A 22,418-nucleotide genomic window follows, 5' to 3' on the forward strand; every position below is an offset into this window, starting at 1 on the left:
ATTCCAGGAAAGTCCGAAGCGCTTTGCGTCCGGAATTGCGCGAAAACAATGCGGTGGCGATGCTGATCTCGGGTCAGCGCGCCGAGAGTGCCTTCATCATCTGATCGATGTCGATGCCGCCCAGTCCGAAATTGCGCTCGGTGAGGTCCGTCAGCCGTTCCGCCGTCAGCGTTACGGTCCGGCGGATCTGCTCTTCCGTATGGTCGCTCGTGATGAAGAAGCGCAGGCGCGCAAGCCCCTCGGGCACCGCCGGATGGATGATCGGCAGTGCATTGACCCCTTCGGCAAGCAGGTCGTTCGACAGCTGAACGGCCCGCAGGGAATCGCCGACGATAACCGGCACGACGGAGAAGCCGCTGGAGAGACCGGTGTCGAGGCCCGCTTCCTTGGCAAGCTTCAGGAAGAGAGCGCCATTGCGGCGCAGTGCCGCCGTCCGCCCCGGTTCGCGCTCCAGCACGTCCAGGCTCGCGGTCGCGGCCGCCGCCAGCACGGGCGCAAGCCCGACGCTGTAGACGAAGCCGCCGGCGGATGCCTTCAGCACCTCGACCAGCGCCTCGCTGCCGGCGATGTAGCCGCCGCAGCTCGACGTGGTCTTTGAAAGCGTGCCCATCCAGATGTCGATCTCGTGCGGATCGACGCCGAAATGCTCGGCAAGCCCGCGGCCGGTCTTGCCGAGGACGCCGAGCGAGTGCGCCTCGTCGACCATCAGCCAGAACCCGTACTCGGCCCGCAGCTTCAGAAGAGCCGGCAGGTCGGCGACATCGCCGTCCATCGAATAGATGCCCTCGACGATGACCATGATGCGGCGATAGTCGCCGGCGACGGTGCGCAGCACGTGCTCGAGATCGGCGACATCGTTGTGCTTGAATAGCCGCCGGGTCGCGCCAGAGAGCTTGATGCCGGCAAGAGCGCTGTTGTGGATGAATTCGTCATGGACGACGAGATCCTTCGGGCCCATCAGGCAGCTGATGGCGGCGACGTTGGTCAGATAGCCGCTGACAAAACAGACGGCGGCATCGACGCCGTAGAAGCTTGCGATCTTCTCTTCGAGCGCCACATGCACGGGCCGCTCGCCGGCGACGAGACGGCTCGCCGAGGCGGAGATCCCAAAGGTGCCGATCGTGTCCTTTGCCTTTGCCAGAACCTCCGCATGGCGGTTGAGGCCGAGATAGTCGTAGGAGGCGAAGTTGATCAGCTTGCGGCCGTCGATGACGGTGGTCGCCCCGGCGGCGGTCTGATGCGCGCGATAGAACGGATTGGCGATACCGAGCTGTTCACTGGCGAACTTCTGAGTCATCACCTGCTTGTATTCCGGCAGGTCTTCGAAACGGGCCTGCTGCCGGCGCGCCGGCGGCGGCATCTCCCGCTCCGAGCGCGCCATGCGGTTGCGCTCGGAGGATTGATGCGTGTTTCTCATCCGGTCCAGCAGGTTCTCCTTGAGGCTGCTGGTCATCTTGGATGCGCCTGGGCCGTTTCCGTTCGTGCTCATTGGCTCTGTGCTTTTTCCTTCGCCGTTCCGACATGGCGCTGCGCGAGTTCGCTGACGATCTTGTCGTCGGCGGGCTCGGCATCGTCGCTCTGGTCGCGCTTGCTCACCTTTTCATAGAGCTTGCGGGCGACATCGCCAACTGTCGTGTTGTCCGCGACGCCGCTAAGCGGCATGTCGAAGCCGGTGTTCTGCTGGAAGCTCATGCCGAGTTCGACCGCCATCAGGCTGTCGAGGCCGATTTCCTTCAGCACCTTGGCGCGCGTGACCGTATCCTTCGACACGCGCAGGATCGCAGCGATCTCTCCGGCGACGAGGTCGAAGAGAATGTCCTCGGCTTCCTGCGGCGACTTGCCTTCGATCATCGCCACGAGATCCATCTGGGCGCCTTCGCCGCCGGTGGCGTGCTGGTCGGCGCTGCGAAGGATGACTTCGAAGAGGGCGTTGCGCGCGACCGGCAGGTTGCGCGCGGCCGACCAGTCGATCTCCGAGATCATCACCACCGCCGCATCGACGGTGCCCGGATCGAAGGCCAGGTGGCTCTCGACCATGTCGAGGGCCGTCTGTGCCTTCAGCGCCGTCTTGCCGATGCGCTTGGCAAGCAGATCGTTCACATCCGTGTTCTGGACCAGGTAACCCTTGTCGGCGATCGCACCGAAGCCGACGGCAAGACCCGCAAGGCCGCGGGCGCGACGGGCGCGGGCGAGGCCTTCGAGATAGCCGTTGGCGGCGACGTAGTTGGCCTGACCGGGGTTGCCGACGAGTGTCGTCGCCGACGAGAACAGGATGAAGTTGTCGAGCTTGTCCTCGTTGGTGAGCCGATCGAGGACAGCGGCACCCTTGGCCTTCGTGTCGATGACCGGGCGGTTGCGCTCGCGATTGAGATTGCTGATCAGCGCGTCGTCGAGCACCATCGCGGCGTGGACGATCGAGCGGAGCGGTGCAATCGCGCGCAACTCTTTCAGGAGACGCTCTGTCGCCGCCGGATCGGTGACGTCACAGGCGTGCACGGTGGCTGAGACACCGGCCTTCGCCCAGGCTTCGATCATCGCCGTCGTTTCGGCATCCGCCTGCCCGCGGCGCGAGCAGAGCGCAATCTTCGTCGCTCCCTTTTCGACGAGCCAGTTGGCAGCAGCGAGACCAAAGCCACCGATGCCGCCGACGACGAGATGCATGCCGTTCGGATCGACCTTCACGCCGCCATGCGGGCGCTTGGCGACGCGATGCTTGCCCGCAACCGGAGGCAGCACGACGATCTTGCCGATATGGCCGGCATTCTGCATCAGCCGGAAGGCGTTGCCGATTTCGTCGAAGTCGAAGGCACGGTAGGGAAGCGGCGTCAGCTTGCCCTCTTCGAACAATGCACCGATTTCGGTGAAGATCCGCTTGGTGAGCTTCGGCTGGTTAACCAGTAACTGGTCGGCGTCGATGCCGAAATAGCTGACATTGCGGCGGAAGGGCCTAAGGCCGATCTTGCTGTCGGCATAATAGTCGCGCTTGCCGAGTTCGAGGAAGCGGCCGAAGGGCTTCACCAGCGCCAGGCTCTGTTCCATGGCTTCGGCAAAGAGCGAGTTCAGGACGAGGTCGACACCCTCTCCGTCCGTGACCGCGCGAACGTCGTTGACAAAGCCGAGCGAGCGGGAATCGAAGACATGATCGGCGCCGAGCATCGACAGGAAACGGCGCTTCTCGCGCGTGCCCGCCGTGGCGATGACCTTGGCGCCCTTGAGCTTGGCCACCTGCAGTGCGGCAAGGCCGACACCGCCGGCAGCACCGTGGATGAGGATCGTCTCATCCGGCTGGATGCGGCCAAGTTCGACCATGGCGTAGTAGGCCGTGAGGAACGCGACTGGGACCGTTGCCGCGGCAACCGGACTTACCGACTGCGGCAGCCTGGCGACGCCCGCGCGCGAGACGACGGCATGGGTCGAGAAGGCTGAGGATGCGATCGCCATGACGGCGTCGCCGACGACGAGGTCGTCGACGCCTGCACCGACGGCAATCACGTGGCCGGAGAGTTCCATGCCGATCGTCGCGCCTGCGAAACCGTCTTCGAGCGCTTCTTCCGGCAGCAGACCCATCGCCCACATCACATCGCGGAAGTTGAGGCCGGTCGCCGCAACCGCGACGACGACTTCACCCGGACCTGCGGCGGGAATGTCGCTTTCCTCCCAGTCGATGCTCCCCACCTGCGAGTTGACGCGCTGGCGGATCGTTGCAGCCTGGAAGCTATCGATTGCCGCGTGCGCATTGTCGATCGGACCCGGCACGGCGCGGATTTCGGAAAGCGCCGCCTCTTCTCCCTCGAGCAGCCACTCACGGTTGGCGCTGGCGCTGCCGAGCAGCGGAGACGCTGCCGCGATCTGCTCGATCGTGGTCGGAGAACCGTCGATATCGAGCGCGTGCACATCGAGGAACTCGTATTCGTTCTGAAGCACGCGGGCGAAGGCCCAGAGACCGGCATTGACGCCGTCGCTTGCAACCGTTGCGCCCGTTGCCCGGCTCGCGATCGGCGCTCCGCCCGGCGCGACGAGCACGAGCCGCGGGCGGCTATCGCCGGTCGGTTCGGCTCCGCCGACATGCTGGCGCAAGGCTTCGGCGAAGGCGCCGAGAGCAAGGATCTGAGTCTGCAGCGAAGCGGAATCGTCCGCCCGGGGTTGAGCGGTCGGCGACGCAAGGAAGATTGCCCGCAGCGGCTGTTCGCCAAGGGCCTCGAAGCCGCTGAGGAGTGCTGCCTTGTCGGCTGCGATGTCGCCGCTGAGATCGACCGGAATAGCCGGTGCCGAAGGCGCATTGCCCTTGTCGCCCGCGATCTGCAGCAGCAGATAGGCGCCGGTCACCGGTGCTTCGGCAGTCACGGAAGCCGCGGCGGCACCGCGCGCTTCGAGCAGGATGACATTGCCGCTCGCGCATTCGCGGTCGGCGATATTGACGTCGCGCAGATCGAGATCGCCGAGGCACTTCTGCCAGTGCGGCACGGCCGCAAGATTGCCGATCGGGAATTCCGCAGTCTGGCTGCGGGCGAACCATCCTTCGGAAAGTCCGAGGGCGAAATCGTTGAACAGCGACGGCGCGCTGACGGCCGCTATCAATCCGCCGGTGTCGCGCAGCGCCGAGCGAAGTGCGGTGCGCACCGCCACGTCGTCCTCGATCAGGCTGTAGAGCCCATCGGAAGCGCTGATGACGAGGTCGAAGGACGTCAGCGTCGCGAGTTCGCTCTTCTTGAGAATGCGCACATGGGCATCGTTCTCGAAGGCGAGCTCAAGGCCACGCTGGGCGTTGTCCCGCGCTTCGAAGACAGTGAGGCTTGCGCCGTGCTTTTCGGCGAGCGTCGCCAGGCGGCGGGTGAAGGCGGACGAAACGCTGCCGAGTTCGACGATGCGAAGGCGAGCGCCCGCAGGTTGTGCGGTGAGAGCTTTCTCGAGCGCTTCGAGCACGAATGCCATCCGTTCCCGGCTCGCTTCCGAGTGGACGGCCTGATGATCGAGCGTGGCATCGCTGATGAAGTTGGCGCCAAGGGCAGCCTCGTCGCCGGCCTGGAGAGCATCGAGGCGCGCAAGGGCCTCCGCATAGGCATTGTTGATCAACACCGCCTCGACGGCGCGGTCGGACCGCTCACCGTAGAGTTCGCGCAGGATCTCCGGGACGCCTGGCAAATTGAAGTCTTGAGCAACAGTCCAGATGCCGTCCTTGTGCTCGCAGAGACCGGCGTCTTCCAGCACATAGAGGCAGCTCGTCAGGAAACACTGGAAGGCAAAATCGCCAGGAAGGCTGTTGCCTTGGATGGTCGATCGGCCCTTGGCGAGCTTGAGGGCAATCTCCTGGCAGGCGCGATAGATGGCCGCATTGAAGAGCAACGTCGTGTTGTCGACGCCGGCTTCGCGGGCAGCAGGCATGGCGATCTTGATCGGCGCCGGCGACTTGGTCTGCAGGCCCGGCAGTGCCGCTTCGGATTGCACGGCCTCGTAGTGGAAGGACAGCGCATCGAGCGTCTTGTGCTTGCGCAGATAGGTCCGGCGGAAGCGGCAATCCTCGAAATGCGCGACCGGTGCGCCCGACTTGTCGAAGAAGTGGAATTTCGCCTTGATCGAATTGGCGCTGACGCGCTCGATCTCGATCATCGCGCGCGCGATCGGCTGGCTGCCGTTGACGACCCGCACCGAACCGAAGCGAACGGGGATATAGGGGGCGCCGCTCTTGTCGCCGGTGAAACGATCGAAGAGGGCGACGAGACCGTGGAAAGTCGCATCGACGGAGATCGGGTTCAAGGCGTAGGTGATGAGCGGGTGGCCGGCCGCATCAGGCGACTTCAGCTCGACATCGACCAGCCGATCGCCATAGGCGACCGCCTTGGCCAGCAGCTGGAAGCGCGGGCCGTAGTCGAGGCCGAACTGTTTCGCCGTCTCATAGGCGCGCCCAGGCGCGACCGTTGCGGTCTTCGCCAAGCCGGCGAGCGACGGATAGGCGCGCTCCTCGGCCGGCAATGGCTTGCGGCAGCGGGCAACTGCATGCACGGCCCAATCGTCTTCCGAAAGACGTTCGCGCGAGCGGATCTCGATGTCGCCGGTCTCCGGCGAAAGCACCGTCGACAGTTCCATGATCTTCGTATCGCTGAGCTCCAGCGGACGAACGATCTCCAGATTGGTGATCTCGACCTCGTCGCTACCGTAGAACTGCTGCGCGGCCGCAACGGCGATTTCGATGAAGCCGCTGCCCGGCAGGATCGCCTTGCCGTCGACCACGTGTTCGGCGAGGTCGGGGAAGAGATGGGCGTCGACGTGGTTCTTCCAGCTGCCGCTGTTCGGGTCGCTGCGCCAGCCGGTCAGGCGGTAGGGCTTGGCAGTCCGGCCGAAGAGGTCGGTGGCGTCGGTCGTAGCTGCGGGGCGCAGTTCGACGGGCTCGAACGGCAGGCTGGGCAGCGCGATCGATGCGTTGCGCTTGCCGAAGACACGGGCCGTGTCGACGACCGCGCCGTGCGCGACGGCACGCGCCATCGCCGCCGAGATCGGATCCTGGCCGGTTTCGCCGACGTCCCGCAGGAGGGTCGGCACGACCATGCCCGGGGCCGCGGCCTGCTTGATCGTCTCCTTCACATAGGACGACAGGATCGGGCGCGGCGAAATTTCGATGAACAGGCGGCAACCCATCTCGATTGCGGCCTCGGCCGCCGCCTGGAAGCGGACCGGCTCGCGCACGTTCTTCCACCAGTAGTCCGGGTCGAGCTGCGTGCCCTCGAGGGCGGCGCCCGTGACCGTCGAGAGGTAAGCGAGCTCGGTGCGGCGCGGTGCGATGTCCGGAATGTCGGAGAGGAAGGCGTCCTTCGCCCGATCGATGATCGGGTGGTGGAAGGGATAGTTGATGTCGAGGATCTGGACCGGGATCTTCGCCTTGCGTGCAGCGTCGCGGAAGGTCGAGATCTGGTCTGCTGGTCCCGATATCGTCACGGAGTTATGCGCATTGACCGCGGCGACGCAGAGGTCGTCGAGACCGCGCGCCTCGGCAAAGGCGCGAGCGGCTTCCTCGCCGAGCATAACGGCGGCCATGGTGCCGCTGCCGGCAAGCAGGTCCTGATGCAGCGAGCGCTTCGCCACGATCGAAACGGCGTCGACGAGCGACAGCGCGCCGGCGGCGTAGGCGGCTGCGATTTCACCGACGGAATGGCCGAACACCGCGACCGGCTTGATGCCCATGGCGACAAGCGAATCGGAGAGGGCAGCCTGGACCGCGAAGAGCAGCGGCTGCGCGATCTTCGTGTCGGCAAGCTTCTTGTCGAGATCGGGATCGGTGAGGAGATCGGTCAATGCGATGTCGGAGTGGAATTTGAACAGCGCGCTGACGGACGTGAAACACTGGCGGAAATGCAGGTTTTCACGGAAGGCTTCGACACCCATGCCGGCCCATTGCGAGCCGTTGCCGGAGAAGACGAAGGCGACCTTCGCGTCGCGGACGACGGCTTCGCCGACCTCGCCGATACCGGAACCCGGTTTTTCCAGGTGGCTGGCGATCGCGCGGACGATATCTTCGGGCTGGTCGCTGCGGGCGGCGAAGCGATGGCGCATATGGGTGCGGTTTGCACCCGATGCGGCGATCATTGCGCGCGCCTCACCCTTGGAAGCATGTGCGAAAGCCGTCTTGTAATCGCTGAGAAGCGCTTCCAGGCTCGATGCCGTGTGGGCGCTTGCCAGGAAGACATGGCCGGAAGACGACGGGTTCGACGTCCCTTCGTCGGCGGCCGGTTCCGGATCGCTGATGACGACATGTGCGTTGGCACCGCCGAAGCCGAAGGAATTGATGCCGGCGAGCCGGGCGCGTTTTCCCCGCAGGAGCTCGATCGGGTTTGCCGTGACGCGCACGTTGAGACCGTCGAAGTCGATGTGCTCGTTCGGCGTGTCGAAGTGCAGCGAGGCCGGCAGATAGTTGTTTTCGAGCGCCATCACGGCCTTCAGCATGCCGAAGAGGCCGGAAGCGGGCTCGGTGTGGCCGATGTTCGACTTGATCGACCCAATCGGCACCGGTGCCCGGCGCTTCGCGCCGATGACCGTTCCGATCGACCAGACTTCGGCGGGATCGCCGACCTTGGTGCCGGTGCCGTGGCCTTCGACGAAGGCGACCTGGTTGGCGTCGATGCCGTTGCCTTCGTAGATTGCCCTGAGCAGATTGGCCTGCGCCTCGCGGGAGGGGAGCGAAATGCCGTTGGTGCGGCCGGCCGAATTCACCCCGGTCGCGACGATCCGCGCGTAGCTGCGGTCTTTCTCGCGGCGGGCCCGGTCCGAGCGGCGCAGGATGAAGACAACGCCGCCTTCGGCGCGCACATAGCCGGCGCCGTCGTTGTCGTAGGCGCGGCAGAGCCCTTCCGGCGAAAGCATGCGCGCCTGCGCAAAGCCAACGAAGGGCAGGGGATGGGCGAGAATATTGACGCCACCGACGATCGCCGTGTCGATCTCGCCCAATGTCAATGCCCGCATCGCTTGGTCCAGCGCGACCAGCGAGGAAGAGCAGGCGGTATCGACCGTCATGCTCGGGCCGCTGAGCCCGAAGATGTGCGAGATGCGGTTCGATACGATCGACAGCGTGTTGCCGGTCATGAAGTAAGGGCCGGCGGCCGCCGGATCTTCGACCGTCAGGTTGGCGTGGTCGAGGCTCGATGCGCCGATGTAGACGCCGACATTCTCACCCTGCAGCGAGGTGGTCGAAATGTTGGCATCTTCGAGCGCGCGCCAGGCGAGTTGCAGCAATACGCGCTGCTGCGGATCCATATACATGGCTTCGCGCTGCGACATGCCGAACACGGCAGGGTCGAAATCATAGAGCTGGTCCAGGACGCCGGCGGCGAAGGAATAGGTCTTGCCCTGCGTGCCCATGACCGGATGCCAGAATCGCGCAACGTCCCAGCGATCCGATGGAATGCTGGTGACGGTGCACTTGCCCTGACGAAGAAGTTTGAACAACGCCGAAGGCGATTCTGCTCCAGGGGCGAGGCATGCACGCCCAATAATCTCAACAGCCATATATGATCGAACGCTCTAAACTGCCGTTAAAGTTGCATCTGCGATTGCGTGTCGAGGGACGAAATGCAATCGCCAATCGTCATGCTGCGGGGCTTTCCCCAGCTATATTCGTTCCGCCTCATTAGTCAGCTTTTAACTTAAAGTCCCTAGCTTTCAACCCTAAAGACTGAAGATATACACGCTGTCAACGCCAGTCCAAGGCGGATAGGGCGATAAACCACGCTCAAGGTAGAGAAGGTATGACCAGAAAGACGCGGCCCCAAATATTTTGGCCGTCTTGGTCTTCGGGTGACTTGTTGTGGGACGGCGATTGTGCTTTTCAGAGACCGGCGAATTCCCGGTCGGGAGAGGATGCGGCGCGGAACTGTGAGTAAAATCATGGCTGTGTCGAATTTGGAGTGTCGTAGTTGAAACGAGTCAGTGCCCTTCTGCTTTGTACCGCCCTCGTGGGATGCCAGGCTGTTCCGGGTGAAGGGCCGCTGGCCGGAGCGATCGTCAAGGATGCCGGCCATTCGGGCGCCGAGATCGGCCGCCAGAATGCGACCGTCTTCGATATCGTCGATGTGGACGGCCGCTCCGCGCGCCTCGTTTCCGACTATGTTTCTTCGACGCTTAACCGCCGCTTCGGCATTGGCGGCGGCGTCGGCCGAGTCGTGATCGGCGTCGGCGACCAACTCAGGGTCTCGATCTTCGAAGCCGGCAGCGATGGGCTCTTCTCAACGTCGGAGTCCAAGCAGACAAGCATCGATCTCGTCGTCCAGCCGGACGGCAAGGCCGCGATCCCCTATGTCGGTCCGGTCAGCTTCGCCGGCCTGACGCTGGAGCAGGCGCGCCAGGAGATCCTGGAGGCGCTGAAGCAGAAGGCGGTCGAGCCGGACGTCATCGTCACCAGCATGAGCACCGCATCGCGCAACGTCACGGTTTCCGGGGCCGTCGGCAAATCGTCGGTTGTACCACTCAGCCTCGTCGACGAGACGATCAACGAGGTCATCGCCAAGGCGGGCGGTCCCGTCGCGCAACCCTATGAGACCTATGTCACGCTGGTGCGCGGCAAGAAGACCGGTACGGTCCTCCTGAAGTCCATCATCGAACATCCGTCGGAAAACATCCACGTCAAGCCGGGCGACCAGATCTTCGTCACGCGGGATCCGCGTCGCTTCACCATCCTCGGTGCGGTCAAGGCCAACCAGCGCGTCGAGTTTGGCGCCAACGACCTGAACCTGCTCGAGGCGATGGGTCTTGCTGGCGGCGGCGCGGACTATACGCTCGATATGAAGGGCTATTTCATCTTCCGTTACGAAGAGCCTGACGTCGTCATGAGCCTGCTCGGCCAGCAACGCTTCAATGAGATGCTGCGCAAGGGCATGAAGACCGACAGCATGGGCCGCTATCCAATCGTCTACCGCTTCGACATGAGCAAGCCGGATAGCCTGATCGTCGGCCAGACCTTCCCGATCAAGAACCGCGACGTCATTTATGCCTCGCGCCATCCGTCGGTCGACTTCTCGAAGTTCCTCAACTTCATTGCGCAGCCGGTCGGCATTGCCAATTCCGGTTTCGCGATCGCCGACAACATCAACGGCAATTGATCCCGGTCAATGGCTTTATCCGGGGCGTCGGCCGCAAGGTCGGCGCCCCTTTGCTTATCTATCGCCCTGATTTCCAAACCCTACGGAAGCGACTTGTCGTCGCTCAAATTCTGTGATTGATCTTGGACTTAAATCGATTTTGGTGATCGATGGGCATAGGCAGGCAGGGATGAATTATGGCGGATAACGCGTTGATCGTCGTGGACATGCAGAACGATTTCTGCCCGGGGGGAGCGCTTCCCGTCGCAGGCGGCGATGAGATCGTGCCTATGGTCAATGGCCTGATTGGCCGTTTCGAGCATGTGGTGCTGACCCAGGACTGGCATCCCGCCGGCCATTCGAGTTTTGCCTCCAGCCATCCCGGCAAGGCACCCTTCGAGATGATCGCCATGCCCTACGGAGCGCAGACGCTCTGGCCGGATCACTGCATCCAGGGAAGCGCCGGTGCCGATTTCCACCCGATGCTCGAATGGACTCGGGCCGAACTCCTGATCCGCAAGGGCTTCCGGCCTCAGATCGACAGTTATTCGGCCTTTTTCGAAAACGACCGCCGGACGCCGACGGGTCTTGCGGGTTATCTCAGGGATCGCGGCATCAAGAAGGTGACGCTGTGCGGGCTGGCGACGGATTTCTGCGTGGCCTTTTCTGCGCTCGATGCGGTTGCGCAGGGTTTCTCGACGTCTGTCATTCTCGACGCCTGTCGAGGCATCGACCTCAACGGTTCGCTTCAAGCAATGGTCACGCGCATGCGCGATGCCGGTGTCGAGCTGGACTAGTGTCGAGCCTCGCCTTGATGAAGGAGCGATTTCACCAATGACGAAGACCGATATCGCCAGGCGTGTCTACAATCATGCCTGGAAGCTCGACCCGATCGTGCGCAGCCTGCTGGACACGGACTTCTACAAGCTGCTGATGCTGCAGATGATCTGGCAGCTTTATCCGGATGTCGATGCGACCTTCTCGCTGATCAATCGCACGAAGACGGTGCGGCTTGCCGACGAGATCGACGAGCAGGAACTGCGCGACCAGCTTGATCATGCGCGCGAACTGCGCTTCTCCAAGAAGGAGATGATCTGGCTCGCCGGTAACACGTTCTACGGTCGCAAGCAGATCTTCTCGCCGGAATTTCTTGCCTGGCTTGCCAACTTCCGCCTGCCGGAATACGAGCTGAAACGCAGCGATGGCCAGTTCGAGCTGACGTTCAGCGGCCGCTGGGCCGAGACCACCATGTGGGAGATCCCGGCGCTTGCGATCATCAACGAGTTGCGTTCGCGCTCGGCGATGAAGGGCCTCGGGCCCTTTACGCTCGATGTGCTCTATGCCCGCGCCAAGGCGAAGATGTGGTCCAAGGTCGAGCGCCTCCGGCAATATCCGAACTTGCGCATTTCCGATTTCGGCACGCGGCGCCGGCACAGTTTTCTTTGGCAACGGTGGTGCGTCGAGGCGCTGAAGGAAGGGATCGGAAGCTCCTTTTCGGGTTCCAGCAACGTGCTGCTTGCCATGGATACGGATCTGGAAGCGCTCGGCACCAACGCGCATGAACTGCCGATGGTGGCGGCAGCCCTTGCCCGCAACGACAAGGAACTGGCCGCCGCACCCTACAAGGTGCTGCAGGACTGGAATCAGCTTTATGGCGGTAACCTTTTGATCGTGCTGCCGGATGCCTTCGGAACGGCGGCATTCCTGCGCAATGCGCCCAAATGGGTCGCGGACTGGACGGGCTTCCGACCGGACAGCGCGCCGCCGATCGAGGGTGGTGAGAAGATTCTCGCCTGGTGGAAGAAGATGGGCAAGGACCCACGTGAGAAGCTCCTGATCTTCTCCGATGGCCTGGACGTCGACACGATCATCGAGACCTATCGCCATTTCGAGGGACGCGTGCGCATGAGCTTCGGCTGGGGCACCAATCTCACCAACGATTTCGCCGGTTGTGCCCCGACGGAAATCAGCGGCCTCAATCCGATCTCGATCGTCTGCAAGGTCAGCGAGGCCGACGGCCGCCCGGCGGTCAAGCTCTCCGACAATCCGCGCAAGGCCACCGGCGACCCGGCCGAGGTTAAGCGCTACCTCAAGTTCTTCGGCTCGGAAGATTTCGTCGAACAGGCCGTCAGGGTCTAGCCGCGAAGCGATTCCGTGTGAGCGGCTTTCCGGCTTTCCATCGCTCAAAAAGAAACCGGCAAACGCCGGTTTCAAAAGGGGATCAAAGATGTTGCGACTGTCCATCATCGCGATGTCAAATCTGGCAGTGGAATCTTAAGGTTGCGTTAAGGCGCCAACCTGCCGTTGCGTTTCATCTCTCTAAAACACGAAGATGTAGAGAAGAATGATGACGATCAGCGGCACGCCCATGAGCCAGAGAATGATGCCCTTCATTTGAAAGTCTCCGCGTGACTGCCTTTGAAACGGTAACGCGGTGTCGGGAGATACGTTCCCGGCGTCAGCTGGGCGGGATGGCGCCTCAGTTCATGGCCTGGACCCGGCCTCTCCCTTGCTCGCACAGTTTCATCTAACCTCCCGATGCGCCCGAGCAGCCGGTTCAATCGTGAAGACCGATTTAGGCTTTGCAGTGGACGTACAGGAGTTAAGCGTTTGAATGTCTTGAGAGAAAACTGGTGCTGCTAGAGAGATTTGAACTCTCGGCCTCTCCCTTACCAAGGGAGTGCTCTACCCCTGAGCTATAGCAGCATCTGGCGGCCGGTTCGTGTGTCAGCCGCATCAAGCGAGGGGGCTATTGCCATAGCTGAGCGGGGAGTGCAAGCCGGTTTTCAAAGTTTTTCGTGAAGACCTGTGAGAAAAGTCCCCGCCGCTTCCGAAGGCCCTGGTTTTGCGCTAATGCATGACCATGCAGATAGACGACAAAGATGGCGAAAAAAGCCGACCGGCGCCCGATGCGTTGCAGGCCGAAGGCAAGACGCGCCAGAAGAAGAAAAAGGATACGACCGAGGCGGACCTGAAAAAGGCGCGTCTTGCCAGGAACTTGCGCGACAATCTCCAGCGCCGCAAGCAGCAGATGCGGGCGCGCCGTTCCGGCGCCGCCGATGAGGCAAGCGGCCTTCCTGCCGCAAAAACGGACGAATCCCAAGATTAGTACGAAGGAGGGGCGGCATTCGCCGGCTCCTTCCCGTTTGCGGGCGGCTCAGCCGTCTGGCGTCCAATTGCATAAATGTCCTCGGTCGGGTTGGCCGAGGGTAGCGACTTCACGGTTATGGCGACCTTCGCGTCCGAATGGGCGCGCGGCGTTCAAGGCACTTCTAATTTCGCGGCGTCTCCACTAAAGAGGCGCCTTCAGACAACACAGTAAATTTTTGGAAAGGCGGGCCAAGCCCGTTCGAGAGGCCTCATGGATCGCATCAGGATTGTAGGCGGCAACCAGCTTAACGGCGTCATCCCGATTTCCGGCGCCAAGAATGCGGCCCTGCCGCTGATGATCGCGTCGCTTCTGACCGACGACACGCTGACGCTCGAAAACGTGCCGCATCTTGCCGATGTCGAGCAACTGATCCGCATCCTCGGCAACCATGGCGTCGACATCTCCGTCAATGGCCGCCGCGAACGCCAGAGCGAGAGCTATGCCCGCACCATCCATTTCACCTGCCGCAACATCGTCGATACGACCGCCCCTTACGAACTGGTCTCGAAGATGCGTGCAAGCTTCTGGGTGATCGGCCCGCTGCTCGCCCGTGAAGGCAAGGCACGCGTTTCGCTGCCGGGCGGCTGCGCCATCGGCACGCGCCCGGTCGATCTGTTTATCGAGGGGCTGACGGCGCTCAGCGCCAACATCGAGATCGACGGCGGCTATGTCAACGCGACGGCGCCGGAAGGCGGCCTGATCGGCGCGCGCTACACTTTCCCGAAGGTATCGGTCGGCGCCACCCACGTGCTGATGATGGCCGCGACGCTTGCAAACGGCACGACGGTGCTCGGCAACGCCGCGCGCGAGCCGGAAGTCGTCGACCTCGCCAACTGCTTGAACGCCATGGGCGCCAAGATCACCGGCCAGGGCACACCGACGATCACCATCGAAGGTGTGCGTTCGCTTTCCGGCGCCCGCCACCGCGTGCTGCCGGACCGGATCGAGACCGGAACCTATGCCATGGCCGTTGCCATGACTGGCGGTGACGTCATCCTCGAAGACACCAATATGGCGCTGCTCGACACTGCATTGGAAGCGATCCGTCGGGCCGGTGCCGAGATCACCGAGACCAACAGCGGCATCCGCGTCGTGCGCAACGGCGCCGGCATCAAGCCGGTCGATATCGTCACCGATCCCTTCCCGGGTTTCCCGACCGACTTGCAGGCGCAGTTCATGGGCCTGATGACCAAGGCGAATGGCACCTCGCATATCACTGAAACGATCTTCGAAAACCGCTTCATGCACGTGCAGGAACTGGCCCGCCTCGGCGCCAAGATCTCGCTCTCCGGCCAGACGGCCAAGATCGAGGGCGTCAGCCGGCTGAAGGGCGCGCCGGTCATGGCGACAGACCTTCGTGCATCGGTCTCGCTCGTCATCGCCGGTCTTGCTGCCGAAGGCGAAACCATGGTCTCGCGTGTCTATCATCTCGATCGCGGCTTTGAACGGCTCGAGGAAAAGCTCACCCGTTGCGGCGCGCATGTCGAGCGCGTTAGCGACTGATTTGATCGGTTGCGCCTGATACCGTTGCGGTTTCAGGCGCAACATCCTATGTCCATTTCAATTGTGGCACGGAAGATGTGCGGCGAAACGAAAGGAATGGACGGCATGAATGGTCTGAAGCTGCTGGCGCTCGACGAGGAAGATCTCGCTGTCGTCTCCGCCCATGTCCAGGACGCCGTGTTCAAGGTATCGGGTCTCGAATACGACGCCCGCCGCAAGCAGTTCTCGCTCGTCGTCAACCGCTTCGTCTGGGAGACGGCCGACGGCAAGCGGCGCTCTTTCGAGCGTCGGCGCGCGCTGCTCCTGTTCAAGCGGGTGAATGCGGTCCGCTCGGTCGGCTTTGACCGGCGCGACGATGAAACGGTGCTCGACCTGCTGGCGCTCAAGTTCACGGTCAGCGGCGAGGGGCCGGAAGGCACGCTCGAACTGGTTCTTGCCGGCGATGCGTCGATCGCGCTTGACGTCGAATGCATCGAAACGCAGCTTGCGGATACCGGCGGGGCGTGGGAAACCGCTTTCAAGCCCAAGCATCCCGAAGGTGCTTGAGCCCGCTACTGCATAATTCCTTAAATCGGCATCGATTTAAGGGCAAAATTATGCAGCAGCTTTAAAGTGTTACAGCGACCCTAGCGCGCCTTACAAAGACGCGCGGCGCTGTAGACCCGAACGACACTGGCATACAAGGACGTCCCCTTTGGCAATCAGGCTCAATTTTCTCGATGATGACTTCGAACAAAAGTTCGCGTCATTCCTGACGACCAAGCGTGAGGTGTCCGAGGACGTCAATGCGGTGGTCAAGGCGATCATCGACGACGTGCGCGCGCGCGGTAACGCGGCGCTTGCCGAATACTCCAAGCGTTTCGACGGCGTCGATTTCGCCGTAACGCCGATGGCCGTCAGCGCCGCCGAGATCGATGCGGCGATCCAGGCGGTCGAGCCGGAGGTTCTGGGCGCGCTCAAGGTCGCAGCCACCCGTATCGAGGCGCACCATGCCCGCCAGCGCCCGAAGGATGATATCTACGAGGACGCCATGGGCGTCGGCCTCGGTTCGCGCTGGACGGCGGTCGATGCCGTCGGCCTCTATGTGCCTGGCGGTACGGCGAGCTATCCGAGCTCGGTGCTGATGAATGCGCTGCCGGCGAAGGTGGCGGGCGTTCCCCGCATCGTCATGGTGGTGCCGGCAACCGGCGGTGAGATCAATCCGGCGGTGCTTGCCGCAGCGAGGCTTGCCGGCGTTGAGGAAATCTACCGTATTGGTGGCGCGCAGGCCGTTGCCGCCCTTGCCTATGGCACCGAGACGATCGCGCCGGTCGCCAAGATCGTCGGCCCGGGCAATGCCTATGTGGCCGCCGCCAAGCGCCAGGTCTTCGGCACAGTCGGCATCGACATGATCGCCGGCCCGTCCGAAGTGCTCGTGATCGCCGACGGCGACAACGATCCCGACTGGATCGCCGCCGATCTCCTCGCTCAGGCCGAGCACGATGTCGGCGCCCAGTCGATCCTGATTACCGACGATCCGGCCTTCGGCCAGGCGGTCGAGGATGCGGTCGAGCGGCAACTGAAGACGCTGCCGCGCGCCGATACCGCATCTGCGAGCTGGCGCGACTTCGGCGCCGTCATTCTCGTTCCCGATCTCGAAAAGGCCGTGCCGCTGGCCAACCGCATCGCCGCCGAACATCTCGAACTGGCGCTCGCCGATCCCGAGCCGATGATCGCCAAGATCCGCAATGCCGGCGCGATCTTCGTCGGCCGTCACACGCCGGAGGTCATCGGCGATTACGTCGGCGGCTCCAACCATGTGTTGCCGACGGCGCGCTCGGCGCGCTTTTCCTCCGGCCTCGGCGTGCTCGACTACATGAAGCGCACGTCGATCCTGCGGCTTGATCCGGAGCAGTTGCGGATCCTGGGGCCGGCGGCGATCGTGCTTGCCAAATCCGAGGGCCTTGAGGCCCATGCGCGCTCCGTCGCCATCCGCCTCAATCTCGGGGACGCTGGATGAAGGCGGACCGCAACCTGCGCCTCTGCGATGTCGTTCTGGACGAGACCATCGGCCGCTCGACGCCTGACGTGGAGCACGAGCGCGCGGTTGCGATCTTCGATCTGCTCGAAGAGAACCTGTTCGAACCCGTCGGCCATCCTGGCGGACCCTACAGGCTCAATCTCTCGCTCGTCGATGCGAAGCTGGTCTTCGCGATCTCGACCGAAAAAGGTGGCGACGTCGCCACCCACATCCTGTCGCTGACGCCGTTCCGCCGGATCGTGAAGGACTACTTCATGATCTGCGAAAGTTATTATGAGGCGATCCGCTCGGCGACGCCAAGTCAGATCGAGGCGATCGACATGGGGCGCCGCGGCATCCACAACGAGGGTTCGCAGACCCTGATGGATCGCCTGTCCGGCAAGATCCGGCTGGACTTCGACACCGCCCGCCGCCTGTTCACGCTCGTCTGCGTGCTCTATTGGCGCGGGTAGAGGCGGGAACCGGCATGACGGGAACCGAGGCACCGCAGTTGAAAACGCCCCGCTCGGTCCTCTTCATGTGCGGCATGAATGCTATCCGCTCCCCGATGGCCGAGGCGCTTGCCAAGGCGGCGCTGCCAGCGGGCACCTATGTCGCCTCCGCCGGTGTCCGGCACGGCGAACGCGATCCCTTTGTCGACGTGGTCATGGCCGAGGTCGGCCTGAGCCTTGGCCGTCACCAGCCCCACACGCTGGACGAACTCGAAGACGATTACTTCGACCTTATCGTCACCTTGGCGCCCGAGGCGCACCACAAGGCGCTCGAATTGACTCGCTCGATGGCCGTCGACGTGGTCTACTGGCCGACGCCGGACCCGACGGTGGCCGTCGGCACCCGCGAGCAGATCGTCGATGCGTACCGCGCCGTACGCGATCACCTTTCGACGCTGATCAAGCATCGGTTGGTCGGCTCGCACAGGCGAGGGAAAACTTAGGAGCTTCATCGAAATCCGTAGCTGGTTTCCGACGACGGCTCTTTTGCATGTCTTCTTAGATCCCAAGCGATTTGAGGCTAAAGACATGCAGCGGTTCAAAGTGCTATAGCGACCTCCGCGCCTCTGATAGGACGCGCGGCGCCGTAGCCGTCACAAAAGCGCAAAAGCCGGTGTTAGACGGTTCACAAATCCTCGTCGATTGTGTAGTTTCCGGCGAATTTTTCGGGATGCCTGACGTATCCCTAAGCAAAGATGGAAAGAACAGTCCTACATGGCGAAAGAAGAAGTCCTTGAATTTCCGGGCGTGGTCACGGAATTGCTTCCCAATGCGACCTTCCGTGTGAAGCTCGAAAACGAGCATGAGATCATTGCTCACACGGCGGGCCGTATGCGCAAAAACCGTATCCGCGTGCTGGCCGGCGACAAGGTTCTCGTTGAAATGACCCCGTACGACCTCACCAAGGGCCGTATCACCTACCGCTTCAAGTAAGCCGCTCCGGCTCTACGCAATTCCTGGAGCATTTCCGCTTTCTTCTTCGAATCGCGAAAACGCTCTAACCTTCGGTTGGATTGCAATTCCAGACGCAAAACCGCCTAACGCATTTTTGCTGGAATTGCTCTGGAGTGACGGCTCGTTCCGATGACAGTGGCCAAGAAACTGATACTGGCGTCCGGCTCGCCGCGTCGCGTCGAAATTCTGGCGCAGGCGGGCATCGAGCCCGCGCGCCTGATGCCGATGGATCTCGACGAGACGCCGAAGCGTGCCGAACATCCGCGTTCGCTCGCAAGGCGCCTGTCGGCTGAGAAGGCGCGGGCGGCACTTGCCGCGATCAAGGGCGAGCCCGGCTGGGACGGAAGTTATATCCTGGCGGCCGATACGGTCGTCTGCGTCGGTCGGCGTATCCTGCCGAAGCCGGAACTCGTCAGCGAAGCCTCCAGCGCCCTGCACCTTCTCTCCGGCCGCAGCCATCGCGTCTATACCGGCGTGTGCCTGATCACCCCGGACAAGACGCTCAGGCAGAAGGTGGTCGACACCAAGGTGCGCTTCAAGCGCCTGTCCGGTTTCGATATCGAAAGCTATCTCGCCTCGGGCCAATGGCGCGGCAAGGCGGGCGGCTACGGCATCCAGGGCATTGCCGGCAGCTTCGTGGTAAAACTCGTCGGTTCCTACAGCAACGTCGTCGGCCTGCCGCTCTACGAAACCGTCAGTCTGCTTGTCGGCGAAGGCTATGACGTGCACAATCGTTGGCTGGAAGGCTGAAACCGGTGACCGAGGAGACGAAGAAGAGCGGTTCGAACGTCGCGCCCCTGCGGGCGCCTCGACCCTGTCCGGAATGCGGGCGGCCGTCGCATCGGGAGCACTATCCCTTCTGCTCCGATCGCTGCCGCAACGTCGACCTCAACCGCTGGCTCTCCGGCTCCTATGCCATTCCGGTTGCCGACGACGAGTCGAAGGCCGACGACGACGACCGCTGAGGCGTAGCGCTGCGGCCGGGGCGTAGGCCCGGCCTTCCCCTCCGCACACCTCTTTGCCGTGAAGGACGCCCGAAAGATCCTGCGCGCCGGCAGGTGAATGCGGCCGCCATTTTCGGTCTCCGAAGACGGCTTCTCTCGCGGAGCGTACGAGGGGAGCGAACACGATCTGCCTGAATCTCTTTGTCTTTTTGGTTTTATCAACTGTCCACAGGATTTCGGTCAAAAAACTTTCATTTGGCGCTGGACACCGCCGAACAAGATGCTATAACCCCGCTCGCTTCCGGGGCAAACAGAAGCGCCCCGATGGTTCCGCAAGGGACCGCTGCCAGAAACGGCAGGATGCCCGGATAGCTCAGTTGGTAGAGCAGCGGATTGAAAATCCGCGTGTCGGTGGTTCAAATCCGCCTCCGGGCACCATTTTTCTTCTCGAAAATCTGGTTTCCATGGACGCTTGAAGCGTCAATGACGCGGTCCGTCCAGAAGATTTTCAAGGAAGCCAGAGATTGGTTCAGGACAAGAGATGGCCGCGTGCGCTGGAACCCGTTCGTTGCCACCTCGTTTCCCAAATCGGCCTGGAAGCGAATGTTCGTAGCAATCGACTTTCGACGCTGATGGCCACCATCGAAGTGGCGTCGGAGCATCCTGCAACTGTTTCCGTTGAGTGGTCGCGTCTGCGCGAAGGGAGCGCGATGACGAGGGCATGCCAGCCGAGCGTTGAGTAGGCTTGCGAAATGGGTCCGGCCGTTCGCTGAACCTGGCATCGATCCTCCTTTTTACCGCAGACGAGAATGGGCGGCTGTCACCTGCGTTACACGTCCGTCGCAGCTTCCGCCTATTCTCACGCCCGGGAGGACCTGAGCGGCGAATGTCTTCGCCGCGTCATCGATGCCACGAAACCGCAATAAAAACAGGGTCGTGGCAGGGTCAACCGAGGATTAGAAATGCGTAAATTTGCCAGGCTCTCTTTAGCAACGCTCGTCGCAGCAACGATCGCCACCGGCGCGCCTGTTCCCGCTCTCGCAGGAGGCAGCTACTACAAGGGCGTGAGAAGTACAATCCGCCTGGAAAAACGGTAAACCGCCCGCCGCCGAGAAACGGTTCCTACTACAAGGGCATCATGCGCAAGTAGGAAGGGCACGTGAGAGGATGCCGATGGGCCGAATTGCCGTTAGGCTATCGACCGCCGGTCAGCCTCTCAGGCGGTGACATCCATGAAAACAGGAAAGGGCGCCGTGGCGCCCTTTCGTTTCAGATCAGAACATGACTGAGGATATCGCCTTCGCTGACCACCAGGTTCGGCGGATGACCGTTGCGCAGGTAATGCTTGCGGTCGCTGTCGGCAGTAATGAACACGGCGGTGCGGGCAATCTCGTCCGCTGTCATTTGTGGCGTTGGCGGAACGACGGCGATATCGGAGCGTAGGCCAAGCTCGCGCAACAGTGCCTCGATCGCGCTATGGTCGTCCACGCCGTGAAGGACGAGCCGATCGATTTCCGCGATCGCGTTCGTGTGCCACGTGACGGTTTGAAGAGCGACCAGGAGGGGCAGCGCCCCTCGTACCTGCTGCACGTCGGGATGGTGCTCGAAACCGCCCAGCATCAGCCGCGTGTAGAGTTCATAGGCGCGAACGTAGTCCTTCTTCATCATCCACATGCGCAAGGCGACGCTCATGCGGACCATGGTGAAGTCCTTGATCTGCGCGTCGAGGTAGGCGCGGCGATCGGCAGTCAGCTTCACAGCGCCGCGTTTGGCGCCGCTATAGAGGAAGTATTCAAGGCCGCCGCGATAGGTGTCCCAGCCGGTCAGCGTTTCAGCGTGGCCAGCCTGCGGCCGATCGCGGATGATCTTGGACCGTACCACCTGACGATAGAACGGCTTCTTCAGGAAGGCGACGGCGCCCAGTTCCAGAAAATGCGCGAGATAGGCGAAGGCCCAATAGGCGAAGTGCCGGGGTGCCCAAGCGGAGCGCAGAGCCGAGGTCCGGTAAATGCCGATCTCGGGAAAGACGTGTCGGTCGATGAGAAAATCGAAAACCGGCTCGAATTCCCGTTTCTTGAATTTCGTATCCCTGTCGACCGAGTAGAATGGTGCTCCGTCACGTCCGTCGATCTCGTCATGCGTGTACCAGGGCGCAAAGCAGGCGGTCACTTCGGGATTGAGGTCCAGATAGCGGATCGCCTCGCGCAAGCCATCGTTGATGAGCACGTCGTCGTCAGCGAGGTAGAGGGCGTACTCACCGACCGCGCGGCTGACGGCGCTGATGACGTTGGAAATCGCGCCGAAATTCTCCGACTGGCGGAAATAGCGGATTGGCAGCCCCTTGGCGATAAAGCGATCGACGATCTCCCGGGTGCTGTCGGTCGAGGCATTGTCGGAGATGACGATCTCGTACTTGCAGGAGAATTGGTAGAGTTCGACGAAGTAGTCGAGCGCCTTTTCGAGGAAGGGCGCGCGGTTATAGGTGGGAATGCAGATGCTCAGCTTAACCTGGCTCACTCGCCTCTCCATTGTCAGTCACATGCGACATCGGGCTCTCGGCAGACCGTTCGCATCGCGTTTGCTTGCGCCGCCGGCACGAATACAGCAGTGGCTGGCGATGCATCGGCAGGAGCTGGACACCTCCAGGCGCAAGGGGCAATGCGTGGAGGGCCTACCGACGTTCCCTTATTCCGCTTCGATCTTGCGTGAGCCTTATCTTGAATGGAGGTCGGGCAGCGGACGACGGTTACAGAGGGCGAGCAGAACCCCTGTTAGCGATTTGTTAACCATGCT

General features: G+C 62.4%; 15 protein-coding genes and 2 tRNA genes. 13 read left to right on the top strand and 4 right to left on the bottom strand.

Translation table 11 applies throughout. The annotated features are described in order from the left end of the window. Positions 1-73 precede the first annotated feature (73 nt). Positions 74-1,489 carry an aminotransferase class I/II-fold pyridoxal phosphate-dependent enzyme gene (locus tag BHMPCIPO_RS03895; protein WP_173515551.1) on the bottom strand — a complete coding sequence of 472 codons (1,416 nt, stop codon included), beginning with the start codon at positions 1,487-1,489 and terminating at the stop codon, positions 74-76. Further along, the gene (locus BHMPCIPO_RS03900) at positions 1,486-8,994 is read right to left on the bottom strand and encodes a type I polyketide synthase (protein WP_173515552.1); all 7,509 of its coding nucleotides are present in this window, start codon (positions 8,992-8,994) and stop codon (positions 1,486-1,488) included. Before BHMPCIPO_RS03900 ends, BHMPCIPO_RS03895 begins: the two co-directional genes overlap by 4 nt. Before the next feature lie 407 nt (positions 8,995-9,401). On the opposite strand from BHMPCIPO_RS03900, the gene BHMPCIPO_RS03905 reads away from it, so the two are divergent. The 3 genes from BHMPCIPO_RS03905 (at position 9,402) to pncB (ending at position 12,701) form a co-directional block, all read left to right on the top strand. Continuing rightward, on the top strand, positions 9,402-10,583 hold the full coding sequence (locus BHMPCIPO_RS03905; RefSeq protein WP_173515553.1) for a polysaccharide biosynthesis/export family protein: 1,182 nt from the start codon (positions 9,402-9,404) through the stop codon (positions 10,581-10,583). A 176-nt stretch (positions 10,584-10,759) separates the two neighbouring features. Beyond that, a complete protein-coding gene (gene pncA, locus BHMPCIPO_RS03910) occupies positions 10,760-11,359 on the top strand; it encodes a bifunctional nicotinamidase/pyrazinamidase (RefSeq protein WP_173515554.1) in 600 nt (199 codons plus the stop codon). Positions 11,360-11,396: 37 nt separating this feature from the next. Further along, positions 11,397-12,701: a nicotinate phosphoribosyltransferase gene (gene pncB, locus BHMPCIPO_RS03915; RefSeq protein WP_173515555.1), complete on the top strand. Its 1,305-nt coding sequence runs from the start codon at positions 11,397-11,399 to the stop codon at positions 12,699-12,701. Between the two features lie 492 nt (positions 12,702-13,193). Here pncB and BHMPCIPO_RS03920 read toward each other — a convergent pair. After that, positions 13,194-13,268, bottom strand: a tRNA-Thr gene (locus tag BHMPCIPO_RS03920). A gap of 151 nt (positions 13,269-13,419) precedes the next feature. Here BHMPCIPO_RS03920 and BHMPCIPO_RS03925 point away from each other — a divergent pair. From BHMPCIPO_RS03925 to BHMPCIPO_RS03970, 10 genes are all read left to right on the top strand, one after another. Next, positions 13,420-13,671, top strand: coding sequence for a hypothetical protein (locus BHMPCIPO_RS03925; protein WP_376741616.1), 252 nt, complete (start codon positions 13,420-13,422; stop codon positions 13,669-13,671). Between the two features lie 252 nt (positions 13,672-13,923). Further along, positions 13,924-15,216, top strand: a complete 1,293-nt coding sequence (gene murA / locus BHMPCIPO_RS03930; protein WP_173515556.1) for a UDP-N-acetylglucosamine 1-carboxyvinyltransferase — start codon at positions 13,924-13,926, stop codon at positions 15,214-15,216. A 105-nt stretch (positions 15,217-15,321) separates the two neighbouring features. Next, a complete protein-coding gene (locus tag BHMPCIPO_RS03935; protein WP_173515557.1) occupies positions 15,322-15,762 on the top strand; it encodes a DUF2948 family protein in 441 nt (146 codons plus the stop codon). 148 nt (positions 15,763-15,910) lie between these two features. Continuing rightward, a complete protein-coding gene (gene hisD / locus BHMPCIPO_RS03940) occupies positions 15,911-17,215 on the top strand; it encodes a histidinol dehydrogenase (protein ID WP_173515558.1) in 1,305 nt (434 codons plus the stop codon). Then, positions 17,212-17,688 (top strand): UPF0262 family protein, encoded by a 477-nt coding sequence (locus BHMPCIPO_RS03945; RefSeq protein ID WP_173515559.1) that lies wholly within the window; start codon positions 17,212-17,214, stop codon positions 17,686-17,688. The genes hisD and BHMPCIPO_RS03945 overlap by 4 nt, the downstream gene beginning before the upstream one ends. Before the next feature lie 14 nt (positions 17,689-17,702). After that, positions 17,703-18,170 carry an arsenate-mycothiol transferase ArsC gene (locus BHMPCIPO_RS03950; protein ID WP_173515560.1) on the top strand — a complete coding sequence of 156 codons (468 nt, stop codon included), beginning with the start codon at positions 17,703-17,705 and terminating at the stop codon, positions 18,168-18,170. Between the two features lie 271 nt (positions 18,171-18,441). Further along, positions 18,442-18,660, top strand: a complete 219-nt coding sequence (infA, locus tag BHMPCIPO_RS03955) for a translation initiation factor IF-1 (protein WP_004435948.1) — start codon at positions 18,442-18,444, stop codon at positions 18,658-18,660. A 150-nt stretch (positions 18,661-18,810) separates the two neighbouring features. Continuing rightward, positions 18,811-19,431: a Maf-like protein gene (locus BHMPCIPO_RS03960; protein ID WP_173515561.1), complete on the top strand. Its 621-nt coding sequence runs from the start codon at positions 18,811-18,813 to the stop codon at positions 19,429-19,431. Positions 19,432-19,436: 5 nt separating this feature from the next. Next, a complete protein-coding gene (gene yacG / locus BHMPCIPO_RS03965; RefSeq protein ID WP_173515562.1) occupies positions 19,437-19,646 on the top strand; it encodes a DNA gyrase inhibitor YacG in 210 nt (69 codons plus the stop codon). A gap of 341 nt (positions 19,647-19,987) precedes the next feature. Then, positions 19,988-20,063 (top strand) — tRNA-Phe (locus tag BHMPCIPO_RS03970). A gap of 831 nt (positions 20,064-20,894) precedes the next feature. On the opposite strand, the gene BHMPCIPO_RS03975 is transcribed toward BHMPCIPO_RS03970, so the two are convergent. Further along, positions 20,895-22,142, bottom strand: coding sequence for a glycosyltransferase family 2 protein (locus tag BHMPCIPO_RS03975; protein WP_173515563.1), 1,248 nt, complete (start codon positions 22,140-22,142; stop codon positions 20,895-20,897). Between the last annotated feature and the right edge of the window lie 276 nt (positions 22,143-22,418).

The organism is Ensifer sesbaniae, from assembly GCF_013283665.1.
Classification (GTDB): domain Bacteria; phylum Pseudomonadota; class Alphaproteobacteria; order Rhizobiales; family Rhizobiaceae; genus Ensifer; species Ensifer sesbaniae.

Excerpts from the sequence above, each read along its gene's own strand:
- BHMPCIPO_RS03935 (WP_173515557.1), top strand. The coding sequence starts at position 15,322 with ATGAATGGTCTGAAGCTGCTGGCGCTCGACGAGGAAGATCTCGCTGTC.
- BHMPCIPO_RS03945 (WP_173515559.1), top strand. The coding sequence starts at position 17,212 with ATGAAGGCGGACCGCAACCTGCGCCTCTGCGATGTCGTTCTGGACGAG.
- BHMPCIPO_RS03900 (WP_173515552.1), bottom strand. The coding sequence starts at position 8,994 with ATGGCTGTTGAGATTATTGGGCGTGCATGCCTCGCCCCTGGAGCAGAA.
- pncB (WP_173515555.1), top strand. The coding sequence starts at position 11,397 with ATGACGAAGACCGATATCGCCAGGCGTGTCTACAATCATGCCTGGAAG.
- BHMPCIPO_RS03960 (WP_173515561.1), top strand. The coding sequence starts at position 18,811 with ATGACAGTGGCCAAGAAACTGATACTGGCGTCCGGCTCGCCGCGTCGC.
- BHMPCIPO_RS03895 (WP_173515551.1), bottom strand. The coding sequence starts at position 1,489 with ATGAGCACGAACGGAAACGGCCCAGGCGCATCCAAGATGACCAGCAGC.
- murA (WP_173515556.1), top strand. The coding sequence starts at position 13,924 with ATGGATCGCATCAGGATTGTAGGCGGCAACCAGCTTAACGGCGTCATC.
- BHMPCIPO_RS03950 (WP_173515560.1), top strand. The coding sequence starts at position 17,703 with ATGACGGGAACCGAGGCACCGCAGTTGAAAACGCCCCGCTCGGTCCTC.
- BHMPCIPO_RS03925 (WP_376741616.1), top strand. The coding sequence starts at position 13,420 with ATGACCATGCAGATAGACGACAAAGATGGCGAAAAAAGCCGACCGGCG.
- infA (WP_004435948.1), top strand. The coding sequence starts at position 18,442 with ATGGCGAAAGAAGAAGTCCTTGAATTTCCGGGCGTGGTCACGGAATTG.
- pncA (WP_173515554.1), top strand. The coding sequence starts at position 10,760 with ATGGCGGATAACGCGTTGATCGTCGTGGACATGCAGAACGATTTCTGC.